Here is a 25999-nt window from a genome sequence, read left to right as displayed (position 1 = left end):
GAAACGGCGATGCGCTTCGGCGATATCGCCTGCTATCTCGCGAAGGAACGCGGGCGCGACCGCGTGCATCTTGCCGTCCGCGGCGACAAGGAACTCACGCGGCACGCGAGCGCCATGTCATGGTGCGGCCGCATCAAGGATGCGCTGGCGAACAACCGCTTCTGCTTGTATGGGCAGGAAATTCGCCCGGTCGACCCGGCCGGCAGACACGCATCGCAGCAACATCCGCGGCATGTGGAAGTGCTGCTGCGCATGGTCGGCGAAAGCGGCAAGATCGTCTCGCCCTACCACTTCCTGCCGGCCGCGGAACGTTACGGATTGATGTCCGCAATCGATCGCTGGGTCGTGCGCGCCGTGTTCGCGACGCTCGAAGAAACGGGCAATCCCGAAGGCATTCAATACGCCATCAACCTGTCCGGCGCCTCGATCGGCGATGAACGCTTTCTGCAATTCCTGACGGATCAGTTCGAGATCAGCCGCGTGGACCCCGCGTCGATCTGCTTCGAAGTGACCGAAACCACGGCCGTCGCCAATCTTGCCGCAGCGGCGCGCTTCATCCGCGAGTTGAAAGAGCGCGGCTGCAAATTCTCGCTCGACGACTTCGGTGCGGGCATGTCCTCGTTCGGCTATCTGAAGCATCTGCCCGTCGACTACATCAAGATCGACGGCGGATTCATCAAGGACATGCTCAAAGATGCCGTTAGCAGAGACATGGTGGCGGCGATCAATGATATCGGCCATTCAATGGAGCGCCTGACGATCGCGGAGTACGTCGAGAGTGAAGCGATCCTGCAGGCGCTCAGCACGATGGGCGTGGATTTCGTGCAGGGGTTTCATGTCGGGCGACCGGCTCTCTGGGCACAAAACATTGAATTTCTTGAAGTGACGTAGGAGGAGATGTTGGATCCCACTTTTCAGCGAGTTGGCGATTTGAAGGACATTGCCAGCTACCCGGCCTGGTTGGGCGACGTGCTGGCCGAGACGAACGAGGCCAAGCGGCAGGTCATCGACCATCCCATCTTTGCCGCGATGCGCGAAGCCGAGTTGACGACGCACCAGGCCGAGGCATTTCTGGTGAATGGCTGGCCGGTCGTCGAGCAGTTTCCGCAATACATGGCGATGAATCTTCAAAAGCTGCGCTACGGGCATTCGCGCGGCGAAGACCTGGCGCGGCGCTATCTGACGCGCAATATTCGCGTCGAGCAAAACCATGCCGACTATTGGGTCGACTGGGCCGCGGCGCACGATGTGAACAAGCGCGCATTGATGAAGGGCAGCGGCTCGTCCCTCGCTTATGCACTGTCGCACTGGTGCTGGAAAAGCAGCAGCGGCGATCCGCTTGCCGCGAGCATCGCCGCGACCAACTTCGCAATCGAAGGCGTAACCGGCGAGTGGTCGGCATTCGTTTGCAGCAGCGAGACGTACGCGAACAGCTTCCCGGCATCGATGCGCCGCAAGGCCTTGCGCTGGCTCAGCCTACACGCGCACTACGACGACGCGCATCCCTGGGAGGCACTCGAGATCGTGGCAACGCTGCTTGGCAATGCGCCCGGCGTCGACGAGGTTCATGCGGTGAAACGCAGCATTCAAATGAGTTATGAATATTTCAAGGTAAGCCTCGACTGCTGTCTTTAGAGACCACTGGTTCAATTGCTTTCCCTTGTTGCACGTCCATCGCCCCGGATTTCATGACTCCGGCGATGCGGACGCGCTCGCCCCTACCCGATTGATATCTGAAACGAGAAGAGAAAAAATGAAGCTGAAACATATTGCATGCGCAGCCCTTACGGCATTGGGCATAGCCGGCGCAAGCGGCGCACATGCGCAGTCGGCGGGCGATGTCCAGGTCAGTGCCGGCTGGATGCACTTCGCACCGCAGGACTCTAGCGGCCCGTTCAACATCACCGCATTGGGCCAGACGGTCACGAAACAAGGCGCGAGCGCATCGGTCAGCGATGCCGATACCTTCGGCCTGACGCTTCAGTACTTCGTCACGGATCACATCGCCGTCGAAGCGGTCACGGGCGTGCCGCCGAAGTTTCATCTCAATGGCGAAGGGACGCTCGGGCCTTTAGGCGAACTCGGCACCGCTCGCGAATGGAGCCCGACGCTGCTGCTCAAGTACTACTTCCTGGGTGCGCAGAGCAAGTTCCGGCCTTATGTCGGAGCGGGCGGCTCGTATGTGTGGTTCTCGGACGTGAAGCTCAGCCAGCAGATGGCGAACGGCGCGTTCCTCTATACGCCGCAAACCGGCACGGCGCTGACGGGTCCGACGAGCGTGCACATCAACAGTTCCTTTGCACCGGTCGTGAACGCGGGACTCTCGTACAACTTCAGCAAGCACTGGTCGGCGGCGTTCTCGGTGTCGTACATGTGGCTGTCGGCGCGCGCGACGCTCACGACGAACTCGTCCGTCGGCCAGGTCAAGAGCGAATCGAAGCTCAAGCTGGATCCGATCGTGACGTTCCTGTCGGTGGGCTATACGTTCTGAGCATCGAACGCGATGCTATAGTCCGCCAGATACTCAGCCAGAAGCGCAGTTCGGCTCATTCTGTGCATGACGGACATATCCTCAGGCAATACCGGGAACTTCGACGCCCGCTTCTCCGACGACGCCGACCGGCTGCGTCGCGAGCGCACGAACCGGATGCTCGCGCATGTCGCGAACGGCGACGAGAACGCGTTCGCCGAGTTGTATCGCGCGACATCGCCTCGTGTGTTCGGCGTGATCGTGCGCATGATCCACGATCGCGGTGAAGCCGAAGACCTCCTGCAGGAGGTCTTCGCCACGGCCTGGCGTCGCGCGGACACGTTCGATCCCGAGCGCGGCAGCGCCATGACATGGCTTACCACGCTCGCGCGCAATCGTACGATCGACCGCATGCGCCAGCATCGCGACGAACTGCTCGGCGAGAACGATGCGCCCGAGATCGTCGACGAGTCTCCGACGCCCGCCGTCGCCGCTGAGTCGAACGAGGAACGGCGGCGGCTCGAACAATGTCTGGATCGGCTTGAACCGCAGCAGAAGCGTGTGATTCGCGAGGCGTTCTTTACCGGCGCGACCTATGGCGAACTGGCGCAACGGCTCGCCGTGCCGCTCGGCACGATGAAAAGCTGGATTCGCCGCAGCCTGATGCAGCTCAAGACCTGCCTCGAAGAATGAACACGCCCGCCGCGAACGATGACGATCTGCGCTGTGCCGAGTACGCGCTCGGCGTGCTGGATGCGCAAGCGCGCGCGGCACTCGAAGCCGACATGTCGCGCGATCCTGCGTTGCAGCGCACGCTCGATGCATGGCAGCAACGGCTCGCGCCGCTGGCGGACGATATCCGCCCGATTGAACCACCCGAACGCGTGTGGACGCGTATCCGTCACGATCTGGGCTTCATGACGCCACAAAGATCCGGTCCGCTCGCACGAAAGCGCTGGTGGGACAACCTGAGCCTGTGGCGATGGCTCGCGGTGAGCGCGAGCGTCGCCGCGCTCGCGCTGCTCGGCACGAACCTCGTCTGGATGCGGCACGCTGCGCAAGCCCCGACGACGGCAGCCGTCCCCGGCGAATACATCGTCGCGTCGATCGCGCGCAAGGACGGCCTTGTGCACTGGACTGCAACCGTCGATCTGCAGCGCGCTCGTGTCGTCATCACTCCCACGGTGCGCGTAACGGTGCCGCCGAATCGCACAACGGAACTGTGGCTCATCCCGCCGAACGCCAAGCCGATCGCGCTCGGCGTGTTCCCGTTCGATCAGCCCGCGACGCTATCGCTGCCGCCCGAGATCATCGCTCAGATGAATGCGCAGGGTGTGCTCGCCGTGTCGGAAGAGCCGCCGGGCGGATCGCCGACCGGCGCACCGACCGGTCCGGTGCTCGCAACTGGTCAGTTGCATTCCACCTGAGTTATCGACGGCTTTTCGATGAACGCGAGGCGAAAGGCAACGCGCGTGCATCCGTCCGCGCATCTCTCTCGTATCTAGCGAAAACAGCCGCTCACACGGCGTGAGGAGACCCTAGGCGCGAGGAGACCACTCGAGTTATGAAAGCTTCACGATTATTTCCGAACAGTGCGTACGATCTGCGGCATACAGACGCCGACCTCGCTCACCTGCGCACGATGGTGCGGGCCGAAAGTCGATGTGTGACGCCAGTACTGCCACTGTGTTATTGGCGTCGCCGGGTGGCCGATGTCATGGCGACAAGGCATTTGCTACCCGCGCAATTGGCTCTGGCTAGCGCACTGCTCGCGCAACTCGACTGTGTTGCGGAGCTGCATGTCGATTCGGCGACGTACGCCTGATTAGCCCAGTTCCTCGAAGAGCCAGTCCTGAAAGCTCTTCACCTTCGGCAAATCCACCGACGACTTCAGCAGGTTCAGCGTGTATCCGTTCACGCTCAGGCCGTCGAAGCCGAACGGCGCGATGAGCTTTCCGGTGTCCAGTTCGCGTTGCACGAGCAGCAGACTTTCCAGACATACGCCGACGCCGTCAGCGGCCGCGCTGATCGCCATGAACGAGCGATCGAAGCGCGGCCCGCGCGAAATATCGAGCGGCGTCTTTCTATGCAGGCGCATCCAGTCGCGCCATCCGACGAGGCAATTCTCGCTGTGGATCAGCGTGTGATGCTTCAGGTCCGCGACCGTGCGGATCGGATGCTCGCTTTCCATCAGCGTCGGCGAACACAGCGGCACGATCACTTCAGACGGCAGATCGAGCACCAGCGTGCCCGCCGGTTGCAGTCGGCGCGCGCCGTATCGCAAATCGATGTCCACCGATTCGCGCGTCAGATCGACGGGTTCGTTCGACGCATTCAGCCGCAAATCGATATCGGCATGACGCGCTGAAAAGCGCGCGAGCCGCGGCATCAGCCATTGCGTGGCAAAGCTCGGCGTCGAATGCACGGTGAGGATGTCGCTCTTCGCGACGCGCCCGATATCGCGCGTCGCCTTCTCGATGCGCGCGAACGCCGCGCCGATCTCTTCCGCGTAGTGCCGGCCGCTGTCGGTCAGGATCACCGCGCGATGCACGCGATGAAAGAGCCGCACGCTCAACTGCTCTTCCAAAAGCTTGATCTGATGGCTGATCGCGGACGGCGTCACGAACAGTTCGTCTGCTGCAAGCGCGAAAGACGAGAGCCGCGCCGCAGCCTCGAAAGCCTGTATCGACTTGAGCGTCACACGATTGTGCATTGCAGCGTCTACATGAATTGAATTCAACGATGGGCCACTTTAATTCGTTTGAGCGCGACTGTGCAAATCAATACGCTTATACCTACTCACTGGCCGCCCGATTCGCGGGAATACCCTGAGCCGGACAGGCCGCCAATAAAACGATGGAGACAAGACGCGTGAACAACGACATCGCGCAACTTGCGGAGCATGCGTATCGCATTCGCCGCAACGCGCTTCTGATGGGTGAAGTGCAAGGCCAGGGCTATATCGGCCAGGCACTCGATATCGCAGATGTACTGGCCGTCGCCTACTTCGGCGCGATGAATCATCGTCCCGACGATCCCGCATGGGAAGAACGCGACCGCTTCCTGCTGTCCAACGGTCACTACGCAATCGCGCTCTATGCCGCGCTGTTCGAAGCGGGCGTGTTGCCGCAGGACGAGCTCGAAACCTACGGCAGCGACGACAGCCGTCTGCCGATGTCGGGCATGGCGAGCTACACACCCGGCATGGAAATGTCCGGCGGCTCGCTCGGTCAAGGCCTGACGATTGCTGTTGGAAGATGCCTCGGCCTGAAACGCAAAGGCTCGAAGTCCTTCGTCTACACGCTCTTCTCCGATGGCGAGCTCGACGAAGGCGCGATCTGGGAGGGCCTGATGTCCGCCGCGCACTGGAAGCTCGACAACCTCATCGCCATCGTCGATGTGAACAACCAGCAGGCCGATGGTCCGTCGACGCAGGTCATGGCGTTCGAGCCGCTCGTCGACAAGCTCGAAGCATTCGGCTGGTACACGCAACGCATCGACGGCAACGATATTCGCGCCGTGAAGCAGGCCTTCGACAACGCGCGCAATCTCACCGACGCAAAGCCGCGCATCATCGTGTGCGACACGAAGATGGGCTGCGGCGTGCCCTTCCTCGAAGAGCGCGAGAAGAATCACTTCATTCGCGTCGATCCGCACGAATGGAAGCTCGCGCTGGAAGCACTCGAAGAAGGGAGACAAGCATGAGCACCATCGACAAGAAGCCGCGCCTGAAAACCTCGGCGATGATCGCGTCCATCGCGGGCGAAGGACAGGTCACGCGTTCCGCGCCCTTCGGCCACGCACTCGTCGAGCTTGCGCGCACGAACACGAATATCGTCGGCATGACGGCCGACCTCGGCAAGTACACGGACCTGCATATCTTCGCCAAAGAATTTCCCGAGCGCTATTACCAGATGGGCATGGCCGAGCAATTGCTGATGGGCGCGGCTGCAGGCATGGCGCACGAAGGCGCGCAGCCCTTCGTCACGACGTATGCGGTCTTTGCGACGCGCCGCGCCTATGACTTCATCCATCAGACGATCGCGGAAGACAATCTCGACGTGAAGATCGTCGCCGCGCTGCCGGGACTCACGACCGGCTACGGTCCGAGCCATCAGGCCGCCGAAGACCTCGCGCTGATGCGCGCGATGCCCAACATGACCGTCATCGATCCGTGCGACGCGCTCGATATCGAGCAGATGGTTCCGGCCATCGCCGCGCACAAAGGTCCTGTGTATGCGCGCCTGTTGCGCGGCAATGTGCCCGCCGTGCTCGACGAATACGGCTATCAGTTCGAGCTCGGCAAAGCCAAGCTTTTGCGCGACGGCAACGACGTGCTGCTGATCTCGACCGGCATCATGACGATGCGCTCGCTCGAAGCGGCGAAGGCCTTGCAGCAAGACAACGTCGATGTCGCCGTGCTGCACGTCCCGACGATCAAGCCGCTCGACACCGCAACCATCCTGCGCGAAGCGAAGCGCACCGGCCGCATGGTCGTCGTCGCCGAAAACCATACGACGATCGGCGGCCTCGGCGAAGGCGTCGCGCGCACGCTGCTCGGCGCAGGCGTCACGCCTGCGTTCCGCCAGATCGCGCTGCCCGATGCGTTTCTCGACGCGGGCGCATTACCCACCTTGCACGATCGCTACGGCATTTCCACCGAAGCGATGTGCAACACCATCAAAGGCTGGCTCGGCTAAGCCTTCATCGACCACAACCATTCGGAGAATCAAATCATGTCAGAGTCGCGTCTTCTCGAAGGCAAGATCGCCGTCATCTCGGGTGCAGCATCGCTGCGCGGGATCGGCATGGCGACGGCGCGCATGTTCGCGAAGCACGGCGCGAAGGTCGCCATTCTCGATCTCGACGAAACTGCCGCGCGTGAAGCCGCCAGCAGCATCGGCGCGGAACATCGCGGCTATGTCTGCGACGTGACCGACCGCGCCGCGTGCGATGCCGCCGTGGAACGCATCGTCGCGGACTTCGGCGCCATCGACATTCTCATCAACAACGCGGGCATCACGCAGGCCGCGAAGCTGCTCGACATCGATGCGAAAAGCTGGGACCGCATCCTCGATGTGAACCTGCGCGGCGTGCTGTATCTGTCGCAGGCCGTCGTCCCGGTGATGAAGCGCAACGGCGGCGGTTCGATCGGCTGCATGTCGTCGGTCTCGGCGCAGCGCGGCGGCGGCATTCTCGGCGGCCCGCACTATTCCGCCGCGAAAGCGGGCGTGCTCGGTCTCGCCAAGGCGATGGCGCGCGAGTTCGGCATCGACGGTATCCGCGTGAATTGCGTGACGCCGGGCCTCATCCAGACCGATATCAACGCGGGCAAGATCAGCGACGAAAAGCGCGTCGAGATTCTCGCGGGCATTCCGCTGAATCGTCTCGGCGTACCCGATGACGTCGCGGGCGCGTTCCTGTTTCTCTCGGCGCCGATTTCGTCCTACATCACCGGCGCCGTCATCGACGTGAACGGAGGCATGCTGATTCACGGCTGATTCACAAGTAAGGCGCGGTACCGGATAACAACATATATATCGACACCATCCAGGTTTGGAGGAGCACACCATGACCACTCGCACCAAAGACAGCGGCATCGACCGGCGCACGTTCCTGAAGGCGGGCGCGACCATCGCTGCGGCCGCTCCGTTGTTCGCGATCACGACGCGCCGCGCATCGGCTGCGGAGTTCTCGTACAAGTTCGCGACGGGACAAGACCCGACGCATCCGGTGAACATTCGCGGACAGCAGGCGTGCGACAAGATCCGCGAAGCCACGGGCGGCCGGCTCGACATCAAGCTCTTCCCCGCCAACCAGCTCGGCTCCGACACCGACCTGCTCTCGCAGGTGCGCAGCGGCGGCGTCGAGTTCTTCAATCAGGCCTCGTCGATTCTCGCGACGTTGACGCCCGCCGCCGGCATCGTCAACACGGGCTTCGCGTTCCCCGACTACGACGCCGTGTGGAAAGCGATGGACGGCGATCTCGGCGGCTATGTCCGCCAGCAGATCGAGAAGTCGGGGATCATCGCCGTATCGAAGCCGTGGGACAACGGCTTCCGCCAAGTGAGCTCGTCGACACGCGTCGTGAAGACGCCCGCCGATCTGAAGGGCTTCAAGATTCGCGTGCCGCAGGCGCCGATGCTCACGTCGCTGTTCAAGTCGCTCGAAGCCGGCCCCGCGCCCATCAACTTCAACGAGCTGTATTCCGCGTTGCAGACGGGCGTCGTCGAAGGTCAGGAAAACCCGTTGCCGATCATCGCGACGGCGAAGCTCTACGAAGTGCAGAAGTCCATCAGCCTCACGTCGCACGTGTGGGACGCGTACTGGATCCTCGGCAATCGCCGTGCGTGGGAAAAGCTGCCCGCCGATATGCGCGCCATCGTCACGCGCGAATTCGAAGCGGCCGGCATGAACCAGCGCGCCGACATCGCGAAGCTGAATGTGAGCCTGCGCGCCGACCTGAAGGGCAAGGGCATCAACATCGTCGAAGTAGACCGTGAAGCGTTCCGCGGCGCGCTGAAGAAGACGAGCTTCTATACCGACTGGAAAGCGAAATACGGCGAGCAGGCCTGGAGCACGCTCGAGAAGTACACCGGAAAACTGGTATGAAAACTATGCAGACGGTCCCGCTTCCACATCCGGCGCCGCGCAGCATCGCCGCGAAACTCGATAACGTGCTCGGCCATCTCGTCGAGATTCCGGCCGCGCTGCTGGTCGTGGCCGAGATCGTCGTGCTGCTCGCGGGCGTGACGAGCCGCTATGCGCTGCACACGCCGCTCGTCTGGTCCGACGAGCTCGCGTCGATGCTGTTCCTCTGGCTCGCGATGCTCGGCGCAGTCGTCGCGTTGCGCCGCGGCGAGCACATGCGGATGACGGCGCTCGTCGGCATGGCGTCGCCGGGCATGCGCGCGTTCCTCGATGTCATCGCGATCGCCGCGCCGCTCGCCTTCCTCGCGATGGTGATCGGCCCTGCCCTCGACTTCGCCCAGGACGAAGCGTTCATCACGACGCCCGCGCTCGACATCTCCAACTCGTGGCGCGCGGCCGCGTTGCCGATCGGCTCGGGCCTGATGCTGCTCGTCGCGTGCCTGCGGCTCGCACGCGTCGGCGACTGGAAGCTCGTGCTCGGCGCGCTGGCCGTGGTCGCGGCCATCGCGGGCGCGTTCTACGCGGCGAGTCCCGTGCTGAAGGATCTCGGCAATCTGAACCTGCTGATCTTCTTCGTCGGGCTGGTCGCGTTGTGCGTGCTCTCGGGCGTGCCGATCGCGTTTTCGTTCGGCCTTGCGACCTTCGGCTATCTCGCGCTGACGACGAGCACGCCGCTCGTCGTCGTGGTCGGGCGCATGGACGAAGGCATGTCGCATCTGATTCTCCTGTCCGTGCCGCTGTTCGTGTTCCTCGGGCAACTGATCGAGATGACCGGCATGGCCGCCGCGATGATCGCGTTCCTCGCGAGCCTGCTCGGGCACGTGCGCGGCGGTTTGTCGTACGTGCTCGTCGGCGCGATGTATCTCGTCTCCGGCATCTCGGGTTCGAAAGCCGCCGATATGGCAGCGGTGGCACCCGTGCTGTTCCCCGAGATGAAAGCACGCGGCGCGAAGCCCGGCGATCTCGTCGCGCTGCTCGCGGCGACCGGCGCGCAGACCGAAACCATCCCGCCGAGTCTCGTGCTCATCACACTCGGCTCGGTGACGGGCGTGTCGATCTCCGCGCTGTTCACGGGCGGCATGCTGCCAGGCATCGTGCTCGCGATCACGCTGTGCGCAGTCGTGTGGTGGCGCTATCGCGTGGACGATCTGTCGAACGTGAAGCGCGCGACGCGCGGCGAGATTCTGCGCAAGCTCGCCATCGCCGTGCCCGCGCTCGCGTTGCCGTTCGTGATTCGCGCGGCAGTGGTCGAAGGCATCGCGACGGCGACGGAAGTGTCGACCATCGGCATCGCGTATGCGGTTGTTGCGGGCCTGCTGATCTATCGCCGCTTCGAATGGATGCGTCTCAAGCCGATGCTGATCGACACCGCCGCACTGTCCGGCGCGATCCTGCTGATCATCGGCGCGGCGACGAGCATGGCGTGGGCGCTCACGCAATCGGGTTTCTCGGGCCAGCTCGCACGCGCAATGGCCGCGCTGCCCGGCGGCGGCTGGATGTTCATGGCGGCATCGATCCTCGTGTTCATCGTGCTCGGCAGCGTGCTCGAAGGCATTCCCGCAATCGTGCTGTTCGGCCCGCTGATGTTTCCGATCGCACGGCAGATGGGCATCAACGACGTGCATTACGCGATGGTCGTGATTCTCTCGATGGGCGTCGGCCTGTTCGCGCCGCCGTTCGGCGTCGGCTACTACTCGGCGTGCGCGGTCAGCCGCATTCATCCCGACGAAGGCATGAAGCCGATCATCGGTTATATCCTGGCGCTGATCGTGGGTCTCATCGTCGTGGCCGCTGTTCCGTGGATTTCCACGGGCTTCCTGAAGTAATCCTGAAGTAAATCCCCGTCCAATCACCTTGCTGCCGCTCCTTCATGGAGCGGCAAGGAGAAGTCATGTCTTCCATCGACACGCCAGCGCTGTCGAACGCCATTCGCTTTCTCGCCATCGATGCGATTCAGCGCGCGGGCGAAGGTCATCAAGGCGTGCCGCTCGGCATGGCCGAGATCGCGACGGCGCTGTTCACGCGCCACATGAAGTTCAATGCCGCCGAGCCGCGATGGCCCGATCGCGACCGCTTCGTGCTCTCCAACGGACACGGCTCGATGCTGCTCTACGCCGTGCTGCATCTCACGGGCTACGCGAATTTCGGCATCGATCAGATCAGGACGTTTCGCGACATGGGCTCGCATTGCGAGGGGCATCCCGAGTTCGATACGGCGTCCGGCATCGAAGTGACCACCGGCCCGCTCGGGCAAGGCATCGCGAACGCGTTCGGCATGGCGGTCGCGGAGGCGTATCTGAATGCGAAGTTCGGCGATGGCATCGTCGATCACTACACGTATGCGTTCGTCGGCGATGGCTGTCTGCAGGAAGGCGTCGGACAGGAAATGATTTCGCTCGCCGGGCATCTGAAGCTCGGCAAGCTGATTCTGTGCTGGGACGATAACCGCATCACCGACGACGGCAGCACGTCGCTCTCGATCAGCGAGGATGTGAGCGAGCGCTTTCGCGTGGCGGGCTGGCATGTGATCGAAGTCGACGGACACGATCTCGAAGCGGTTTCGCGCGCGCTCGCCGAAGCGAAACAGGATTCGCGTCCGTCGATGATCGCGTGCCGCACGGTCATCGCGCGCGGCATCGCCCGGCTGCAGGGTCAGCGCGGCGGGCACAGCGGACGTCTCTTCGAAAGGGACGCCGATGCGGCGCGCAACGAACTGAACTGGCCGCACGCGCCGTTCGAGATTCCCGCCGACGTGCTGACGACCTGGCGCGATGCGGGCCGTCGCAGTGAGAGCGACTATCGCGCGTGGCGCGAGCGCGTCGCGTCGTTGCCGCCGGAAGCGCGCGCGGAGTTCGAGCGCATCATCGCGGGCGAATTGCCCGAAGGCTGGAAAGACACGCTCGAAACGTACAAGCGCGATGCATCGAAGCAAGCGGAAGCGCCCGGCGGCATCGTGATTTCCGCCGAGATCAACGATCTGCTCGCGAACGTGCTGCCCGAGCGCGTCGTCGGCTGCGCCGATCTCGAAGCGCCGACGAGCCACAAGCGCAGCCTGCGCGCGTTCACCGCAGAGGATCACGGCGGCGCGTACGTGCATTGCGGCGTGCGCGAGCACCTGATGGGCGCGATGGCCAACGGCATGGCCGCGCACGGCGGCATCGTGCCGCTCGCCGTCACCTATCTCGCCTTCTCCGACTACGAACGCCCCGCGATGCGCATGGCCGCGCTGATGGGCTTGCCGGTGAAGTTCGTCTTCAGTCACGACTCGATCGGCGTCGGCAAGAACGGGCCGACGCATCAGCCAGTGGAAATTCTCGCGTCCTTGCGCGCGATGCCGAATATGCGCGTGTTCCGCCCCGCCGATGCCGTCGAAGCCGCCGAATGCTGGATGCTCGCCTACAAGCACAAGCGCGGCCCGAGCACGATGGTCTTCGCGCGTCAGGCGCTGCCGCTCGTGCGGCGCACGCATGACGAAGCGAACCGCTCGGCGCGCGGCGGATACGTGCTCGCCGAAGCCGAAGGCGGCCCGCGCCGCGTGACGCTCATCGCGACGGGATCGGAAGTCGCCATCGCGCTGGCCGCGCGCGAGCAGTTGCAGGCAGCGGGCATCGCGACGGCCGTTGTGTCGATGCCCTGCTGCGAACTCTTCGACGAGCAGGACGCGGACTATCGCCGCAGCGTGCTCGGCGCCGACACCGTGCGCGTCGCGGTGGAAGCAGCCGTGCGCTTCGGATGGGACCGCTATCTCGGCGACCGCGGCGGCTTTGTCGGCATGAAAGGCTTCGGCGCATCCGGGCCGGCGGAGACGCTTTACGAGCACTTCGGCATCACGCCCGCGCATGTCGCCGCAGAAGCGCAGCGGCATCTTTGAACCTCACAACCTCGGAACACTCATGCAGAAGATCGTCTTTCTCGACCGCGAAACGCTCGCGCCGCAGATCACGCTGAAGCGTCCCGCGTTCGAACACGAACTCGTCGAATACGACCGCACCGCGCCTGAACAGGTCGCGGCGCGCCTGGCAGGCGCGAGCATCGTCATCACGAACAAGGTCGCGATCAGCGCCGATGTCATCGGGCAAGTGCCGACGCTCAAGCTCGTCGCGGTCGCCGCCACGGGCACGGACGTCGTCGACAAGGCCGCTTGCGCGAAACGCGGCATCGTCGTGTCGAACATTCGCGGCTATGCGGTGAACACGGTGCCGGAGCATACGTTCGCCCTGATGCTCGCATTGCGGCGCAACCTGATCGCCTATCGCGACGACGTGCTGAACGGCGAATGGCAGAAGTCCGGCCAGTTCTGCTTCTTCAATCACGCGATCCGCGATCTCGGGGGAGCTAAGCTCGGCATCATCGGCGAAGGCGTGCTCGGGCAGCGCGTCGCGGAGATCGCGAAGGCCTTCGGCATGAAGCCGGTCTTCGCGGCGCATAAGGGGCGCACGGACATGGGTCCGCTCTACACGCCGTGGGATGAAATGCTCGCAACGAGCGATGTCATCACGATCCACAGTCCGCTCACGCCGCAGACACGCGTCATGCTGTCGACGGCCGAATTCCGCGCGATGAACAAGAAGCCGCTCATCATCAACACGGCGCGCGGCGGTCTCGTCGATGAAGCCGCGCTGGCCGCCGCGCTCGACGAAGGGCTGATCAGCGGTATCGGCTTCGACGTGCTGACGACGGAACCGCCCGCGCCCGACAATCCGCTCATGCGTATCGCGAACCGCCCGAACGTGATCGTGACGCCGCACGTCGCATGGGCATCGGACGAAGCGCAGCAATCGCTCGCCGATCAGTTGATGGACAACGTCGCGGCGTTCGTCGAAGGAAAGCCGGTCAACGTGGTGTCTTGACGCGGGCGGCTCTGGCCGGCCTTTAGGGAATTTCCCTGAGGCCGGCATTTTTCCGTTGCCCGGTGGGGCGCTCGTGCGCTAATGTAAGCGCTAACACATCACGTGTCCCAACAACTCTCGATAAAATTTCGCATGTCGCCGTCTCAAACGCCAGAAAATGTAAGCGCTAACACACGATCGATCGAACCGAATTCGAGCGCCCGGATCGTCGTCGCGGGCAGCGCGAACATGGATCTCGTCGTGCACGCGGAGCGTCTTCCGGCGCGCGGCGAAACCTTGCTCGGCGGCGCGTTCGCCACATTCGCCGGCGGCAAGGGCGCGAATCAGGCGGTCGCGGCGGCGCGTCTCGGCGCATCGGTGACGATGCTCGGCTGCATCGGCGACGACGACTTCGGCGTGCAGCTTCGCGCGGGCCTTCATCACGAGGGCATCGACACGGCGCACCTGCACACGGCGGATCGCACGTCGAGCGGCATCGCCGTCATCACGGTCGCCGCGGACGGTGCGAACACCATCGTCGTTGCGCCCGGCGCCAACGCCGCGCTCACGCCCGCTCACGTCGATGCGGCGCAGGACGTCATCGACGCCGCGGGCATGCTGATCTGCCAGCTGGAAGTGCCGCTCGACACGGTGCGGCACGCAATCTCGGTCGCGGCGCGGCTCGGCACGCCGGTGCTGCTCAATCCGGCGCCGGCGCAGCCGCTGCCGGACGCGCTTTATCGTCAGGTCGACGTTCTCGTCGTCAACGAGACCGAAGCCCACTTGCTGACGGACGTGCCCGTCGACGGCCCGGCGTCCGCGCGCGAAGCCGCCGCGTGCCTGCGCGCGAAGGGCGTGGAGACGGTGATCGTCACGCTCGGCGCGGCGGGCGTCTGGTATTCGACCCACGCGGACGAAGGCCATCTGCCCGCGCCGCGCGTCGATGCGATCGACACCACCGCCGCCGGCGACACCTTCGTCGGTGGCTTTGCGGCCGAGCGCGTGCGCGGCGCGAGCATCCGCGACGCGATCGACTTCGGACAGCGCGCCGCGGCGCTCAGCGTCACGCGGCAAGGCGCGCAGGCATCCATCCCGACGCATGACGAAGTGCAGGCGGCGATTCGGTAGACCGGCTGCGCGCGCTCGCAGCCCATTCACAAAACGATACGGAGACGACAGCATGAACCCGACCCCCGCGCCCGAGCAGGCACCGCCCCGCGTGCGCCGCGCCCAGATCGTGGCGCTTACGCTGCTGATGGTGAGCGGCATCGTGAACTATCTCGACCGGGGCACGCTCGCGGTCGCCAATCCGCTGATCCGCAAGGATCTCGGTCTCTCGCTCGGCGAAATGGGGCTGCTGCTGTCGGCCTTCTCCTGGAGCTATGCGCTCTTTCAGTTGCCGGTCGGCGGCCTCGTCGATCGCGTCGGGCCGCGCAGGTTGCTCGGTCTCGGCCTCATCATCTGGTCGCTCGCGCAGGCAGCGGGCGGCATCGTCTCCACGTTCGGCTGGTTCGTCATCGCGCGCATCGTGCTCGGGATTGGCGAGTCGCCGCAGTTTCCGTCCGCGGCGCGCGTCGTGAGCAACTGGTTTCCGCTGCGCGCGCGCGGCAAGCCGACCGGCATCTTCAATTCCGCATCGCCGCTCGGCACGGCGCTCGCGCCGCTGTGCCTGTCGGTGCTCGTCGTCGAGTTTCACTGGCGCTGGGCGTTCATCATCACCGGCGCGCTCGGCCTCGTCGTCGCGGTGATCTGGCTCGCGGTCTATCGCGACCCGAACCCGTCGACGCTGACGCCGGAAGAAACGCACTACCTGAAAGGCGACGTCGCCGAGTCGAAAGCCGCCGAGAGCCTGAGCTTCGCGGACTGGCGCGCGCTCTTCTCGAACGTGACGACGTGGGGCATGCTGATCGGCTTCTTCGGCTCGGTGTATCTGAACTGGGTCTATCTGACCTGGCTGCCCGGCTATCTGACGATGCAGCGCCACATGACGCTGATGCACACGGGCATCGCGGCCTCCGTGCCGTTCTTCTGCGGCTTTCTCGGCGCGCTCTGCGCGGGCTGGTTCTCCGATCTCATCACGAAGAAGAGCACCTCGCCGGTGGCGAGCCGGCGCAACGCGGTCGTCATCGCGATGCTCGGCATGGTGGCGTTCACCGTGCCGGCCGCGCTCGTCGAAAGCAATACGATCGCGATCGTCTGCATTTCCGTGGTGATCTTTCTCGCCAACGCGGCGTCGGCCTGTTCATGGGCGCTCGCGACGGCGGCGGCGCCGGCCAACCGCATCGGCTCGCTCGGCGCGATCCAGAACTTCGGCGGCTTTCTCGGCGGCGCGCTCGCCCCCATTCTCACGGGCTACATCGCCCAGACGTGGTCCTTCGTGCCGGCGCTCTTGACGGCTGCCGTGATCGCCTTCGTCGGCGCGATGAGCTACCTGTTCCTCGTGCGCAAGCCGATCGAAACCGAAGCGGAACCGGGCAGCCCGGCACGCGCCTCCGCCTGACTTTCGACCACGGAAGCGGCCCGTTCAACCTGACAAGGACAATTTCGACATGACCCTCTCCACTTCTCCGGCACGCGCGCCGCAATCGATCGAAGGTATCGTGCCCGTGATGCTGACGCCCTTCGACGACGCCGGCGCCATCGACTATGCCGGGCTCGAACGGCTGATCGAGTGGTATCTCGCGCATGGCTCGGACGCGCTTTTCGCCGTCGCGCAGTCGAGCGAGATGCAGTTTCTGAGCCTCGCGGAGCGCGCCGCGCTCGGCCGCTTCGTCGTCGAACGCGTGGCTGGCCGCGTGCCGGTGGTGGTCTCGGGCCATATCAGCGACGATCCCGACGCGCAGGCCGAAGAGCTGAGCGCCGCCGCGGCGACGGGCGCGGACGGCATCGTGCTGGTGACCAACCGGCTCGATCCGCGCCGCGAAGGCACCGAAGCGTTCTCGGCGAACCTGCGCCGGCTGATGAGCCGCTTGCCGTCCGACATGCCGCTCGGGCTGTACGAATGCCCGGCTCCGTACCGGCGCCTGCTGTCCGACGACGAGCTCAGGATGTGCATCGACACCGGCCGTTTCGTGATGCTGAAGGATGTGAGTTGCGATCTGGACACGGTGAAGCGCCGCGTCGCACTGGCGCAGGGATCGCCGATGAAGATCCTGAACGCGAATGCCGCGATCGCCTGGGATGCGATGAAAGCCGGCTCGGCGGGATTCAACGGCGTGTTCACGAACTTCCACCCGGACCTGTACAACTGGCTGCGCAATCGGTCCGATGAGAACCCGACGCTCGCCAGCGAGCTCTCGACCTTTCTCGTGCTCTCGGCGGTATCCGAGGCGCTCGGCTATCCGGCGCTCGCGAAGATCTATCACCAGCGCATCGGCACGTTCCAGTCGATTCGCTGCCGCGCGATCGACTACGACGTGCGCGAGCGCTTCTGGGCACTCGACGCGGTGCTCGACAAGATCGTCGAAGGCACCGAGCATTTCCGCTCGCGCATCGCAGCCGAAGCCTGACCCATGCGTGACCCTGCCACGCCGCGAGTAAGATGACGGGCTCAGCCTACGAAGCCACAGCGTCGATGCCCCGCTCTTCCGACACCGCCTCCGCTCTCGAAGAAGAACCGTCGCCGGCCGGGCGGCCCGCCGGGGCGCGCTCTCGCCGCGGCACGGGGCGCACCGTCCTGTCCGATGTGGCGAAGCGCGCGGGCGTGTCCACGGCGACGGTATCGCGCGTCTACAACGAGCCCGGCAAGGTGTCGGACAGCGTGCGCGAGCGCGTCGAGCGGGCCGCGCTGGAACTGAACTGGTTTCCGAATGCGGCCGGGCGCGCGCTTGCGTCCACGCGCAGCCATATCGCGGGCATCGTCATTCCGACGCTCGACGATCAGGTGTTCGCGTCGCAGGTGAGCGGCATGCAGGCGGCGTTCGCCGCGCGCGGCATCACCCTTTTCCTCGGCTGCTCGAATTACGATCCCAAGGAGGCGCTCTCTCAGGTTCACGCGATGCTCGCGCGTGGCGTGGAAGCGATCGCGGTCGTGGGCGAGGCGCATCCGCCGGCGCTCTTCGAAGCGCTGCGCGTGTGGCGCGTGCCCTACGTCGTGCTGTATGCGTGGCGCGAAGGCAGTCCGCATGACTGCATCGGCTTCGACAATCGCGGTGCGTATGAAGAGATCACCGAGCATCTCGTCGCGCTCGGACACCGGTCGTTCGCCGTCTGCATCCAGCCCACGCGCGAGAACGACCGCGTGCAGGCGCGGCTCGAGGGCATTCGAATCGCGCTAGAGCGGCATGGTCTCGCGGTGCGTCCGGAGCATCTGATCGAAGGCGAATCCACGCTCGATTTCGGCCGGCGCGCGCTGCGCGCGCTGTGGCAACAGCCGGGGCCGCGCCCGACGGCGGTGATCTGCGGCAACGATCACATCGCGCTCGGCGTGTTGCGGGAGGCGGAAGAACTGGGCATCGCGATTCCCGGGCAGCTTTCGGTCACCGGTTTCGACGATCTCGCGATCGCACGCGAAGCGCGCCCGCCCCTGACGACGATGCACGTGGACACGCGCGCGATCGGCACCGTCGCCGCGAGGCATCTGCTCGATGCGCTGGATGGGCGGGCGACGCAGCGGGGATTTGCTGTGCCGGCGGTGCTGAAAGTGCGCGGGTCGACCGGGCCTGCGCCGGTTGAAGCCCGCTAGACACCCACAGTGCAAAACTCGATCACATCGAGCAACGCGCGCTTGATCGCGCTGTCCGGACCGGAATAAGCGAGCCCGATCCCCGCCTTGTACTCACGCAGTTCGAGCGGCCGGGCCACGACCTTCGGCGGCAGCGCCATTGCCGCGGCCGCCGGAATCACGCCGATGCCAAGACCGGCCGAAACCAGCGCGAGCATCGTCGAGAATTCGCCGAGTTCCTGCGCGATGTTCAGATCCGCGCCCTCGCGCTTGAGCGCCACCAGCATGTCGTCATGGAAACCCGGCGCGTACCGCCGCGCGAGCACGAAAGCGGGAAAACCCCGGAGATCGGGCGGGCGGATCAGCGGCCGCGCGGCAAGCGCGTGGTCGTCGGGGAGCGCGACGACGAACGGTTCCTCCAGCACCAGGCGGATTTCCAGACCGGTGCCGCTCACGGGCAGCCGTATCAGCCCGAAGTCGAGCTGATTGTTCTGTAGCGCCGCAATCTGATTCGGCGTCGGCATATCCTTGAGTTCGAGCGTGATGAGCGGATAGCGCGCATGCATCGTACGAATGAGCGCGGGCAACAGCTTCGGCAGCACCGACGACACGAACGCGATGCGCAAAGTGCCGATTTCACCTCGCGCCGACAGCCGCGCGATCTGCTCCGCGCGCGCCGCCTGATGCAGCGTCGCGCGCGCCTCGGGCAGAAAGAGCGTGCCGGTCGCGCTCAGGACGACCCTGTGACGGTCGCGCTCGAACAGCCGCACGTCCAGTTCCTCTTCGAGCGCCTTGATCTGCATGCTCAGCGCCGGCTGCACGATGCACAGGCGCTGCGCCGCGCGTCCGAAATGCAGTTCCTCGGCGAGCGCGACGAACGCGCGCAGATGCTTCAACTCCATGAAATCCCCCGCCGCGCGGCCCTGTGAAACCCGTTATCACGATTCATGATAACAGCGTCACGAAAGACTATTGGCGCGACGGCCGTCGTTCGGGTGAACTAGGCGCATTCGGAGACAAAACGCATCCGCCACGGGATGCGCAGCCAAAAAAATGAGCGAGACACTGAGACTTTTCGGCCTGCACGGCAGGCGCGCGCTGATCACCGGCTCCGGGCGCGGCATCGGCCTGGCGCTGGCGCGAGGACTCGCGGGCGCGGGCGCGTCGGTCGTCATCAACGATCGCAATGAGCAAAAGGCCGCCGATGTCGCCGCACGGCTGCGCGACGAAGGTTGCGACGCCAGCTTCGCCGTGTTCGACGTGACCGACCGCGAGCAGGTCATCGCGGCGATCGACCGTGTCGAGAACGACATCGGCGCGATCGACATTCTGATCAACAACGCCGGCATCCAGCGCCGCGCGCCGCTCGAAAGCTTCGACGAACGCGACTGGAACGACCTGCTGCGCGTGAATCTCGACGGCGTGTTCCAGGTTTCGCAGGCCGTCGCGCGGCACATGCTGGCGCGCGGGCACGGCAAGATCATCAACATCGGCTCGGTGCAGAGCGAGCTGGCGCGGCCGGGCATCGCGCCCTACGCCGCCACGAAAGGCGCGATTCGCATGCTGACCAAAGGCATGTGCGCGGAATGGGCGCGGCACGGCATTCAGGCCAACGCGATCGCGCCCGGCTACTTCGAGACCGATCTCAATCGCGCGCTCGTCGACGATCCGGCTTTCTCCGACTGGCTCTGCAAGCGCACGCCGGCGGGCCGCTGGGGCCGCGTCGAGGAACTGTGCGGCGCGGCGGTCTTTCTCGCATCGCCGGCGTCGGATTTCGTGAACGGCCAGACGCTTTTCGTCGATGGCGGATTGACCAGCGTGGTCTGAACCAAAAGGAGACAAGGACATGCGCAACTCACTGGCAAGCCGAAGCCGCCGCATCCGGGCGCTCGCCGGCCTGACGATGGCCGTCGCGGCGTGCGCGTCGCACGCGGCCGATTGGATCGTGTCGGGCAACGACGGCAAGTATCAGCGCGTCGAAGGCCGCGACACGTATCCGGAGAATCCCGCGCCGGACACGCTGACGCTCCTCGATGCGAGCCGCTTTCCCCCGCAGGTCAAGGTGCAGGTGGAAGTCGAAAACGGCATTCAGGGGCCGCCGCAGGCGGTCGCCATCACGCCGGACGCGAGCGTCGCGCTGGTCGGCGCGCCCACGCGCTACGACCGCGAGGCGAAGAAGCTGCTGATGGATTCGTTCGTGCAGACGATCGACCTGCAGGCCACACCGCCCGCCGTGACGCGGCTCGATATCGGCAGTCATCCGCAGGGCATCGCCATCGACCGCAGCGGCAAGCTCGCGCTCGTCGCGTGCGTCGACGGCAGCGTGGCGGTGCTCGGCATCGACGGCAATCGCGTGACGCTCGTCGACACGCTGAAGATCGCGCAGAAGCGGCTCTCCGGCGTGAGCTTCACGCACGACGGCGCGCATGCGCTCGTCGCGTTGCGCGACGAACAGGGCGTCGCCGTGCTCGACGTCGCCGCTGGCCGCGTGACCGACAGCGGCGTGCGTCTTTCGAGCGGCGTCGCGCCTTACACGATCGACGTATCGAGCGACGGCAAATGGGCCGTCGTGAGCGATGTCGGGCTGGCCGGCCTGCCTTCCTACGCGGGCAAGCTCGCGGGCGATGCCGACGTGATCACGCTCATCGACGTCTCGCGCATGCCGTATCGGACGGTTCAGCACGTGACGGTGCCTTCGCTGCCCGAGGGCGTGGCGATCTCGCCCGACGGCAAATGGATCGGCGTGCAGGCGATGGACGGCTCCAATCTGACGCCCGACAACCCCGGACGCCACGCGCGCGGCAAGGTGCTGCTGTTCGCGATCCGCGACGGTCAGGCCGTGAAAGTGGCCGAAGCGCCGGGCGGCGAGGCGGCGCAGGGCATCGTCTTCACCGCGGACAGCAAGCATCTGATCGTGCAGTTCAACGTCGAGAAGCAGCTCGCGTTCTACGCCGTGAACGGCGGCCATCTGCGCGACACCGGACAACGCATTTCACTGACGGGCGGGCCTTCGTCGCTGCGCACGACGCCACGCTAAACGCGCCAGTCATTCACCACCCAACGTATCAGGAGAGAAGCATGCGTACGCCCAGCGCCGAACGCAGGAACGTGGTCGTCTTTCGAAAACTGCCGGACGACCTGCTCGACCGCATCGCCACCCGGCATGACGTGACCCTGGCCGACCCGCGCCGCGCCGATGAACTGCCGCGCTTTCGCGAGGCACTCGGCCACGCCGACGGCCTGATCGGATCGAGCTTCAGACTCGGCGCGGACGAACTCGCGCGCGCCTCGCGGCTGAAGGTGATTTCGAGCATTTCGGTCGGCGTCGACAATTACGATCTCGCGCATCTCAGGCAACGCGACATCACGCTGTGCCACACGCCCGGCGTGCTCACCGAAACGACCGCCGACACCGTGTTCGCGCTGATCATCGCGAGCTCGCGACGGCTCGTCGAATTGTCGAACCATGTGCGCGAAGGCCGCTGGACGCGCAACATCGGCGAAGACCTGTTCGGCTGGGACGTGCACGGCAAAACCCTCGGCGTGCTCGGCTTCGGGCGCATCGGCCAGGCGGTGGCCCGGCGCGCGGCGCTCGGCTTCGGCATGCCCGTGCTGTTTCACGATCCCTTCGACGTGCCGGTTCCCGCAATGCTCGCCGGGCACGCCGAGCGCGCATCGTTCGACGACGTGCTCGCACGCGCGGACATCGTCGCGCTGACGCTGCCGCTCTCCGACGACACGCGCGGCCTGATGGACGCGCGGGCGTTCGCCGCGATGAAGCCCGGCGCGATCTTCGTCAACGGCTCGCGCGGCGCGATCGTGCGCGAGGACGCGTTGCTCGCCGCGCTCGACAGCGGCCATCTGCGCGCCGCCGGACTCGATGTATTCGCCGTCGAACCGCTCGCACAGGATTCGCCGCTGCGCGCGCATCCGAAAGTGACGCCGTTCCCGCACATCGGATCGGCGACGCACGAAACGCGGCGCGCGATGGCCGAGCTCGCCACCGACAACCTGCTGCGCGTGCTCGATGGCGAAGCGCCCCTCGCCGCGTTCGATCTCTCGAAGCACTGACCCGACGATCCCGACCATGCCCCATTCGATTCCATCCCTGTGCGGCTCGCTCGCCGGGCAGCCGTTCACCTACAACGTCAAGGTCCACAACGCGGCCTATCGGGCGCTTGGCGTGGACTGCACCTTCGTCAGCTTCGGCGTGGAAGACGCGGCCGGCGCGATCGACGCCATGCGCACGCTCGGCATCCGCGGACTCAACGTGACGATGCCGCACAAGCAGGCGGTGATTCCCCATCTCGATGCGCTCGACGAAACCGCCCGCGAGATCGGCGCGGTCAACACCATCGACAACCGCGACGGCCATCTGACCGGCTACAACACGGACTGCGTCGGCGCGGTGCGCGCGCTCGAAGAGGCGACGCCGCTCGAAGGCCGGCGCATCGCCTTGCTCGGCGCGGGCGGCGCGGCCCGCGCGATCGCGTGGGGCGTGCGGCGCGCCGGCGGCCGCGTCACCGTGTTCAATCGCACCGCGTCGCGCGGTCAGGCGCTCGCCGACGACTTCGGACTCGCATTCGGCGGCGATCTCGGCGACTTCGATCCGCATGCGTTCGACGTCGTCGTGAACGCGACCGCCGCCGGATTCCGCGCGCCGGACATCAATCCATTGCGTGCCGGGCAGCTCGCGCCGCATCTCGTCGTGATGGACGCGGCGTTCATCCCCGTGCGCACGAAGCTGATCCGCGATGCCGCCGAACTCGGCTGCCGAGTGATCGACGGCACGCGCATGCTGCTGCATCAGTTCTGCGGGCAGGTCGAGCTGTACACGGGCAAGACGGCGCCTCTGGACGCGATGAGCGCCGCCCTGCTCGACGAAATCGCCCGCGTGGGCTAGGCCACGCACATCAGGAAAAGCCGGCGGTCCCGCATCTCGCGCAAAGACGAGGACGGGATTGCCGCCAGAGGTCGCAGGAACCGGAGAGAGACATCATGAAGCACCAGCCCACCATCGCGGCCGCCGACAACGGACTCGCACGCAACACCAACACGAACACGAGCCGTGACGACGTCACGACGCGCGACCTGTATCGCGCCGCATGGGCCGCATCGCTCGGCAGCGCGCTCGAATACTACGACTTCGCGCTCTATAACCTCGCGTCGGCGCTGATCTTCGGGCCGCTCTTCTTCCCGTCGAGCGATCCCGCCATCGGTCTGATCGCGAGCTTCGGCGCTTACTTCCTCGGCTTCGCGATACGGCCGGTGGGCGGCATCATCTTCGGCGCGCTCGGCGATCGCTACGGCCGCAAGTTCGTGCTGATGGCGACGATCCTGCTGATGGGCGTCGCCAGCACGCTCATCGGCTTGTTGCCGACCTATGCGAGCGCCGGCATCTGGGCGCCCGTCCTGCTGGTCGGCTGCCGCCTGCTGCAAGGACTCGGCGCGGGCGCGGAACAGGCCGGCGCGGCGGTGCTGATGGCCGAATACGCGCCCGCGAAGCGGCGCGGCTATTTCGCGGCGCTGCCCTTCATGGGCGTGCTGCTCGGCACGGTGATGGCGGCCGCGATCTACTTCGCGCTGGTGCGCGTCGAGGATATCTCGCAAAGCTGGCTGTGGCGCGTGCCGTTCCTGCTGAGCGTGCTCATCATCGCGGTGGCGATTTGGATCCGGCTGAAGCTGAAGGAATCGCCGTCGTTCACGAAGCTCGAAGCAAGGCATCAGATCAACGACAGCCCGCTCAAACATCTCATCAGACATTCGAAGCCGACGCTGCTCAAGGTCATCGGCATGCGCATGGCGGAGAACGGCGGTTCGTCGATCTATCAGTCGCTCGCGATCAGCTACATGGCCACCGCGACGGGTCTCAAAGGGCCGATCGGGCCGGTGGCGCTGCTGCTCGCGGGGGTATCGGGTGCGGTGATCATTCCGCTCACCGGCAAGCTCAGCGATCGCTTCGGACGCGTGCCGGTCTATCGCGCCTTCGCGCTGTATCAGTTGTTGCTGGCCTATCCGACATGGTGGGTGCTGAGCCAGGGCAATGCGGCGGCGAGCGTCGCGATGCTGTGTGTCGCACTCGCGGGCGTATGGGGCATGTTCGCGACGCAGGGCGCGCTGCTGCCCGAGCTGTTCGGCGCGCAGCATCGTTATGCGGGCGTCGCGGTGGGACGCGAAGTGTCCGCGGTGATCGCGGGCGGCGTTGCGCCGCTGATCGGCGCATCGATCATCGCCTGGGCGACCGCGCACTGGGGCGGCAGCGAAGGCCGCATTCTCGCGTGGATTCCGCTGGCCAGCTATGTCGCGGTGCTGAGTCTGATCGGCGTCGTGACGACGTACTACACGCCCGAGACGCGCGGCCGCGACCTCGACGATTTGCGTGACGCCGCGGACGCTGGTTAAGCGTTCGGGACGCGCGCGGAACGCCCGCGCGCGTTCAAACAAAGCTCACTTGCCCCAGCGCAAGACCAGCGGATCGAGCCTGCGCGCCACCTTGAACAGCCCTTCGCGCACTTTCGGATGCATCGGCGCGAGCGGATGGCGCACCGCGTCCGAGCGGATCACGCCGCCTTCCTTCATCAGCGCCTTGCACGCGGCGAGCCCGCACTGGCGGTTCTCGTAATTGATGAGCGGAAGCCATTGCTGATACAGCGCCGCCGCCCGCTCGGTGTCGCCGGATGCGTAGGCATCGACGATCCTGCGAATGCCGTCCGGATAACCGCCGCCGGTCATCGCGCCGGTCGCACCGGCATCGAAATCCGGGATCAGCGTGATCGCTTCCTCGCCGTCCCAGGGCCCGACGATCGCGTCGCCGCCCAGCTCGATGAGCTCGCGCAGCTTCGAGGCCGCCTGCGCCGTCTCGATCTTGAAGTACGAGACGTGCTCGATTTCCTTCGCCAGCCGCGCGAGAAACGGCGCGGACAGCGGCGTGCCCGCGACCGGCGCGTCCTGGATCATGATGGGAATGTCGATCGCATCCGAAACGCGTTGATAGAACTCCTGAATGCCGCGCTCACTCACGCGGATCGTCGCGCCGTGATACGGCGGCATCACCATGACCATCGCGGCACCCGCGTCCTGCGCGGCGCGGCTGCGCTCGGCGCAGATCTGCGAGCCGAAGTGCGTGGTCGTGACGATCACCGGCACGCGTCCGGCGACGTGTTCGAGCACGGTGCGCTGCACCGCTTCGCGCTCGGCGTCGGAGAGCGCGAACTGCTCGGAAAAGTTCGCGAGGATGCAAACGCCATGCGAGCCGGCGTCGATCATGAAGTCGATGGCGCGCTTCTGGCTTTCGAGATCGAGTCGTCCATCTTCATCGAAAACGGTGGGCGCGACGGGGAATACGCCGCGATAGATCGGTGCAGTCATGTGAGCCATGTCTCCATG

The 25999-nt window shown here is 65.4% G+C and carries 24 protein-coding genes; 21 read left to right on the top strand and 3 right to left on the bottom strand.

Annotated elements, in window-relative coordinates; genetic code table 11:
* The 5 genes from AWB74_RS18430 to AWB74_RS18410 all read left to right on the top strand — a co-directional run.
* A partial coding sequence (locus AWB74_RS18430) for an EAL domain-containing protein (RefSeq protein WP_143749275.1) occupies nucleotides 1–891 on the top strand: 891 nt, incomplete at its 5' end.
* Between the two features lie 6 nt (nucleotides 892–897).
* The gene (locus AWB74_RS18425) at nucleotides 898–1635 is read left to right on the top strand and encodes a TenA family transcriptional regulator (protein WP_061148170.1); all 738 of its coding nucleotides are present in this window, start codon (nucleotides 898–900) and stop codon (nucleotides 1633–1635) included.
* Between the two features lie 124 nt (nucleotides 1636–1759).
* Complete coding sequence (locus AWB74_RS18420) at nucleotides 1760–2491, top strand: OmpW/AlkL family protein (protein WP_200821991.1); 732 nt, start codon at nucleotides 1760–1762, stop codon at nucleotides 2489–2491.
* A gap of 66 nt (nucleotides 2492–2557) precedes the next feature.
* Nucleotides 2558–3163: a sigma-70 family RNA polymerase sigma factor gene (locus AWB74_RS18415; protein WP_061148168.1), complete on the top strand. Its 606-nt coding sequence runs from the start codon at nucleotides 2558–2560 to the stop codon at nucleotides 3161–3163.
* Nucleotides 3160–3897, top strand: coding sequence for an anti-sigma factor (locus tag AWB74_RS18410; protein WP_061148167.1), 738 nt, complete (start codon nucleotides 3160–3162; stop codon nucleotides 3895–3897). Before AWB74_RS18415 ends, AWB74_RS18410 begins: the two co-directional genes overlap by 4 nt.
* 398 nt (nucleotides 3898–4295) lie before the next feature.
* On the opposite strand, the gene gcvA is transcribed toward AWB74_RS18410, so the two are convergent.
* Entirely contained in the window at nucleotides 4296–5183 is an 888-nt protein-coding gene (gcvA, locus tag AWB74_RS18405) for a transcriptional regulator GcvA (protein ID WP_061148166.1), read from the bottom strand.
* Nucleotides 5184–5326: 143 nt separating this feature from the next.
* Between gcvA and AWB74_RS18400 the strand changes: the two genes are divergently transcribed.
* The 11 genes from AWB74_RS18400 (at nucleotide 5327) to AWB74_RS18350 (ending at nucleotide 18634) form a co-directional block, all read left to right on the top strand.
* Nucleotides 5327–6175 (top strand): transketolase, encoded by an 849-nt coding sequence (locus AWB74_RS18400; protein WP_061148165.1) that lies wholly within the window; start codon nucleotides 5327–5329, stop codon nucleotides 6173–6175.
* A complete protein-coding gene (locus AWB74_RS18395) occupies nucleotides 6172–7170 on the top strand; it encodes a transketolase family protein (protein ID WP_061148164.1) in 999 nt (332 codons plus the stop codon). The genes AWB74_RS18400 and AWB74_RS18395 overlap by 4 nt, the downstream gene beginning before the upstream one ends.
* Before the next feature lie 36 nt (nucleotides 7171–7206).
* Nucleotides 7207–7971 (top strand): SDR family NAD(P)-dependent oxidoreductase, encoded by a 765-nt coding sequence (locus AWB74_RS18390; RefSeq protein ID WP_061148163.1) that lies wholly within the window; start codon nucleotides 7207–7209, stop codon nucleotides 7969–7971.
* Between the two features lie 70 nt (nucleotides 7972–8041).
* Complete coding sequence (locus AWB74_RS18385; RefSeq protein WP_061148162.1) at nucleotides 8042–9082, top strand: TRAP transporter substrate-binding protein; 1041 nt, start codon at nucleotides 8042–8044, stop codon at nucleotides 9080–9082.
* Between the two features lie 5 nt (nucleotides 9083–9087).
* Nucleotides 9088–10947, top strand: a complete 1860-nt coding sequence (locus tag AWB74_RS18380; RefSeq protein WP_061148161.1) for a TRAP transporter large permease — start codon at nucleotides 9088–9090, stop codon at nucleotides 10945–10947.
* A gap of 65 nt (nucleotides 10948–11012) precedes the next feature.
* Nucleotides 11013–12992, top strand: coding sequence for a transketolase (gene tkt, locus AWB74_RS18375; protein WP_061148190.1), 1980 nt, complete (start codon nucleotides 11013–11015; stop codon nucleotides 12990–12992).
* Between the two features lie 22 nt (nucleotides 12993–13014).
* The gene (locus tag AWB74_RS18370; protein ID WP_061148189.1) at nucleotides 13015–13971 is read left to right on the top strand and encodes a D-2-hydroxyacid dehydrogenase; all 957 of its coding nucleotides are present in this window, start codon (nucleotides 13015–13017) and stop codon (nucleotides 13969–13971) included.
* A gap of 204 nt (nucleotides 13972–14175) precedes the next feature.
* Nucleotides 14176–15078 carry a ribokinase gene (gene rbsK, locus AWB74_RS18365; protein ID WP_268811196.1) on the top strand — a complete coding sequence of 301 codons (903 nt, stop codon included), beginning with the start codon at nucleotides 14176–14178 and terminating at the stop codon, nucleotides 15076–15078.
* 52 nt (nucleotides 15079–15130) lie between these two features.
* Nucleotides 15131–16450 (top strand): MFS transporter, encoded by a 1320-nt coding sequence (locus tag AWB74_RS18360; RefSeq protein WP_061148159.1) that lies wholly within the window; start codon nucleotides 15131–15133, stop codon nucleotides 16448–16450.
* A gap of 49 nt (nucleotides 16451–16499) precedes the next feature.
* Nucleotides 16500–17459 (top strand): dihydrodipicolinate synthase family protein, encoded by a 960-nt coding sequence (locus AWB74_RS18355; RefSeq protein ID WP_061148158.1) that lies wholly within the window; start codon nucleotides 16500–16502, stop codon nucleotides 17457–17459.
* Nucleotides 17460–17524: 65 nt separating this feature from the next.
* The gene (locus tag AWB74_RS18350) at nucleotides 17525–18634 is read left to right on the top strand and encodes a LacI family DNA-binding transcriptional regulator (RefSeq protein WP_235024618.1); all 1110 of its coding nucleotides are present in this window, start codon (nucleotides 17525–17527) and stop codon (nucleotides 18632–18634) included.
* On the opposite strand, the gene AWB74_RS18345 is transcribed toward AWB74_RS18350, so the two are convergent.
* Nucleotides 18631–19515, bottom strand: a complete 885-nt coding sequence (locus AWB74_RS18345) for a LysR family transcriptional regulator (protein ID WP_061148157.1) — start codon at nucleotides 19513–19515, stop codon at nucleotides 18631–18633. The two genes, AWB74_RS18350 and AWB74_RS18345, sit on opposite strands and share 4 nt — an antisense overlap.
* Before the next feature lie 151 nt (nucleotides 19516–19666).
* On the opposite strand from AWB74_RS18345, the gene AWB74_RS18340 reads away from it, so the two are divergent.
* From AWB74_RS18340 to AWB74_RS18320, 5 genes are all read left to right on the top strand, one after another.
* On the top strand, nucleotides 19667–20440 hold the full coding sequence (locus tag AWB74_RS18340) for a glucose 1-dehydrogenase (RefSeq protein WP_061148156.1): 774 nt from the start codon (nucleotides 19667–19669) through the stop codon (nucleotides 20438–20440).
* Nucleotides 20441–20459: 19 nt separating this feature from the next.
* A complete protein-coding gene (locus AWB74_RS18335) occupies nucleotides 20460–21650 on the top strand; it encodes a YncE family protein (RefSeq protein ID WP_061148155.1) in 1191 nt (396 codons plus the stop codon).
* Nucleotides 21651–21691: 41 nt separating this feature from the next.
* Nucleotides 21692–22684 (top strand): 2-hydroxyacid dehydrogenase, encoded by a 993-nt coding sequence (locus AWB74_RS18330; protein ID WP_061148154.1) that lies wholly within the window; start codon nucleotides 21692–21694, stop codon nucleotides 22682–22684.
* 16 nt (nucleotides 22685–22700) lie between these two features.
* On the top strand, nucleotides 22701–23516 hold the full coding sequence (gene aroE / locus AWB74_RS18325) for a shikimate dehydrogenase (protein WP_061148153.1): 816 nt from the start codon (nucleotides 22701–22703) through the stop codon (nucleotides 23514–23516).
* Nucleotides 23517–23611: 95 nt separating this feature from the next.
* Nucleotides 23612–25015, top strand: coding sequence for an MFS transporter (locus tag AWB74_RS18320; protein ID WP_087039082.1), 1404 nt, complete (start codon nucleotides 23612–23614; stop codon nucleotides 25013–25015).
* Between the two features lie 45 nt (nucleotides 25016–25060).
* Here AWB74_RS18320 and AWB74_RS18315 read toward each other — a convergent pair whose 3' ends face one another.
* Complete coding sequence (locus AWB74_RS18315) at nucleotides 25061–25981, bottom strand: dihydrodipicolinate synthase family protein (protein ID WP_061148152.1); 921 nt, start codon at nucleotides 25979–25981, stop codon at nucleotides 25061–25063.
* Between the last annotated feature and the right edge of the window lie 18 nt (nucleotides 25982–25999).

Origin of the sequence: Caballeronia arvi (genome assembly GCF_001544695.2) — a bacterium.
GTDB classification, from domain to species: Bacteria; Pseudomonadota; Gammaproteobacteria; order Burkholderiales; family Burkholderiaceae; genus Caballeronia; species Caballeronia arvi.
The sequence above is the reverse complement of the archived record's forward strand: the minus strand, read 5'-3'. Positions and strand labels throughout refer to the sequence as shown.

Coding starts and splice junctions, on each gene's coding strand:
- AWB74_RS18425 (WP_061148170.1), top strand. CDS start 898: ATGTTGGATCCCACTTTTCAGCGAGTTGGCGATTTGAAGGACATTGCC.
- AWB74_RS18415 (WP_061148168.1), top strand. CDS start 2,558: ATGACGGACATATCCTCAGGCAATACCGGGAACTTCGACGCCCGCTTC.
- AWB74_RS18410 (WP_061148167.1), top strand. CDS start 3,160: ATGAACACGCCCGCCGCGAACGATGACGATCTGCGCTGTGCCGAGTAC.
- gcvA (WP_061148166.1), bottom strand. CDS start 5,183: ATGCACAATCGTGTGACGCTCAAGTCGATACAGGCTTTCGAGGCTGCG.
- AWB74_RS18400 (WP_061148165.1), top strand. CDS start 5,327: ATGGAGACAAGACGCGTGAACAACGACATCGCGCAACTTGCGGAGCAT.
- AWB74_RS18395 (WP_061148164.1), top strand. CDS start 6,172: ATGAGCACCATCGACAAGAAGCCGCGCCTGAAAACCTCGGCGATGATC.
- AWB74_RS18390 (WP_061148163.1), top strand. CDS start 7,207: ATGTCAGAGTCGCGTCTTCTCGAAGGCAAGATCGCCGTCATCTCGGGT.
- AWB74_RS18385 (WP_061148162.1), top strand. CDS start 8,042: ATGACCACTCGCACCAAAGACAGCGGCATCGACCGGCGCACGTTCCTG.
- AWB74_RS18380 (WP_061148161.1), top strand. CDS start 9,088: ATGCAGACGGTCCCGCTTCCACATCCGGCGCCGCGCAGCATCGCCGCG.
- tkt (WP_061148190.1), top strand. CDS start 11,013: ATGTCTTCCATCGACACGCCAGCGCTGTCGAACGCCATTCGCTTTCTC.
- AWB74_RS18370 (WP_061148189.1), top strand. CDS start 13,015: ATGCAGAAGATCGTCTTTCTCGACCGCGAAACGCTCGCGCCGCAGATC.
- AWB74_RS18360 (WP_061148159.1), top strand. CDS start 15,131: ATGAACCCGACCCCCGCGCCCGAGCAGGCACCGCCCCGCGTGCGCCGC.
- AWB74_RS18355 (WP_061148158.1), top strand. CDS start 16,500: ATGACCCTCTCCACTTCTCCGGCACGCGCGCCGCAATCGATCGAAGGT.
- AWB74_RS18350 (WP_235024618.1), top strand. CDS start 17,525: ATGCCCCGCTCTTCCGACACCGCCTCCGCTCTCGAAGAAGAACCGTCG.
- AWB74_RS18345 (WP_061148157.1), bottom strand. CDS start 19,515: ATGGAGTTGAAGCATCTGCGCGCGTTCGTCGCGCTCGCCGAGGAACTG.
- AWB74_RS18340 (WP_061148156.1), top strand. CDS start 19,667: ATGAGCGAGACACTGAGACTTTTCGGCCTGCACGGCAGGCGCGCGCTG.
- AWB74_RS18335 (WP_061148155.1), top strand. CDS start 20,460: ATGCGCAACTCACTGGCAAGCCGAAGCCGCCGCATCCGGGCGCTCGCC.
- AWB74_RS18330 (WP_061148154.1), top strand. CDS start 21,692: ATGCGTACGCCCAGCGCCGAACGCAGGAACGTGGTCGTCTTTCGAAAA.
- aroE (WP_061148153.1), top strand. CDS start 22,701: ATGCCCCATTCGATTCCATCCCTGTGCGGCTCGCTCGCCGGGCAGCCG.
- AWB74_RS18320 (WP_087039082.1), top strand. CDS start 23,612: ATGAAGCACCAGCCCACCATCGCGGCCGCCGACAACGGACTCGCACGC.
- AWB74_RS18315 (WP_061148152.1), bottom strand. CDS start 25,981: ATGACTGCACCGATCTATCGCGGCGTATTCCCCGTCGCGCCCACCGTT.